This window comes from Halalkalibaculum sp. DA3122 (genome assembly GCF_043951865.1).
Classification (GTDB): domain Bacteria; phylum Bacteroidota; class Rhodothermia; order Balneolales; family Balneolaceae; genus JAMQKA01.
On record NZ_JBINJF010000085.1, the window covers coordinates 1 to 1,676 of the forward strand.

General features: G+C 57.9%; 1 pseudogene. It reads right to left on the reverse strand.

The annotated features are described in order from the left end of the window. A pseudogene (locus ACG2F4_RS19265) lies at positions 1-1,676 on the reverse strand (hypothetical protein); the annotation flags it as partial.

Genomic DNA, 1,676 nt, shown 5'->3' on the forward strand with positions numbered 1-1,676 from the left:
CCATACTTCTGGGCAAACGCATCATCCCAGCCCGTCAGCCCCGCCAGGTAGTACTGCCCGTCGGCGGGATTGATCGCCGCCCGCTGGGTGCCGCTGTCAAACTGGAACGGCAGGGCCGAGACCGCCGCCTGCGTGGTCCCATCCACCTGGCCGGTCAGCACCTGGTAGGCCCACCCTTTCCCGAAGCTGGTCCAGATCAGGCGATCCCCGAGCGGGCCCCACTGTGTCGGCGTCCACGCGCCGTTGCCCGGGGAGTTGTCGAATGCCCGGGGCATCCAGATAATCGGCTTGTCAAAACTCAGCGGCAGAACCGCCCCGTCTTGAGGGTACTTGGCCAGGTCCGGGCGCATCTGGTATTCTTTGGAACCTGGATTTGTTACAGAAGATTTAATCGAGGGGATATACCCATAAAATCCGCCCTCTTCCACGATACTAATTTTGTTAGCCGGCATCCAGTTTCCTTCATTATCACTGACAAAGATGCGATCCCGGGGATCAACCGTTACGCCGTTTGGAGCCCGGAAGCCGATGGCCACAGACTCCTGGGTTTTGCCATCCGGACTGACACGGATCAGATTACCCGGCTCATCGTTGTTGGTATATTGGCCCGCTTTGGCATACAGGAAATTACCCTTGCTGTCGGTCTCCAGCGAGAAGTTGTAGGCCTGAACGGGCACATCCGAGACGTCCGTATCCGCAAAAAATGATTCGTAAAAATCGGTCTCGCCATCTCCATTCAGGTCGTTCAGGCGCATGATGCGGTCGCGGCAGATCACGTAGATCCGCCCGTCTTTCACCTTTACGCCGAAGGGATCGTACAGGCCGGTGGCAATACGCTGCCAGGAAATCTCCTCGAGGTCATCGTCAATGCCCTCCGCCATCCATACGTCACCGGCATAGGTACTGACCACCGCACGGCCATCGCCGAAAAAGTCGAACCCGGAGGGACGGATCCAGCTGTTCCAGGGATTCTCAAAGGGCAGGGTAATTTTATCAACGGTGTATGGATAGCCTTCGGGAATGGTGACCAGGTTTTCGGGTGCCTCCTGGTTGGCCTCCCCGTAGTGGATGGGATCGTAGTGGGGGCGGCCGGCATTCAACTGCCCTTTGGTGACCACGGTCTGTTTCCAGACGCGCTCCCCGCCCTTGGTATATTCGACAGGATCCGGGATGGGGCTCCCCTGCACATCCGACAGGTACCCGGCGAAGGCCCGGTACTGCGCCTGCCCCTGCCCGCTGAAGCGGTGGATCGTGATTGTTTGTTCTTGGTCAGAAGGCGGAATATAGAGCCCGAGATGATGAGGCTCGTCGATGACCCACCGCATGCCTTCGGTATCTCCCTGCACGCCCGCGGCAAAGAAACCGTCAATAGAACTTCCTTCTCCGGGTGCAGTCATCACGAGGCTCTGGTGCGGGCTGCCCCAATTCTCCTCGCCAAGTCCTTCGCTCGCATTGGGATTGTTCAGTGCAAACACGCCTTCCTTGACAGTGTTACTGTCCCAATCTCCGAGCCCACCAAGCATAATTTTACGCCAGGAATCTCCCGGCGCTATAGTCATGGTGTGCCGGATGACCGGGATACCCTCCAGCATGTGAGATGATGGCTTTTCCAACACCTTACGCCCCATAATGGAGTACGACAGTACGATGTCTTCACCATGCTGGTAGTGGCCGTG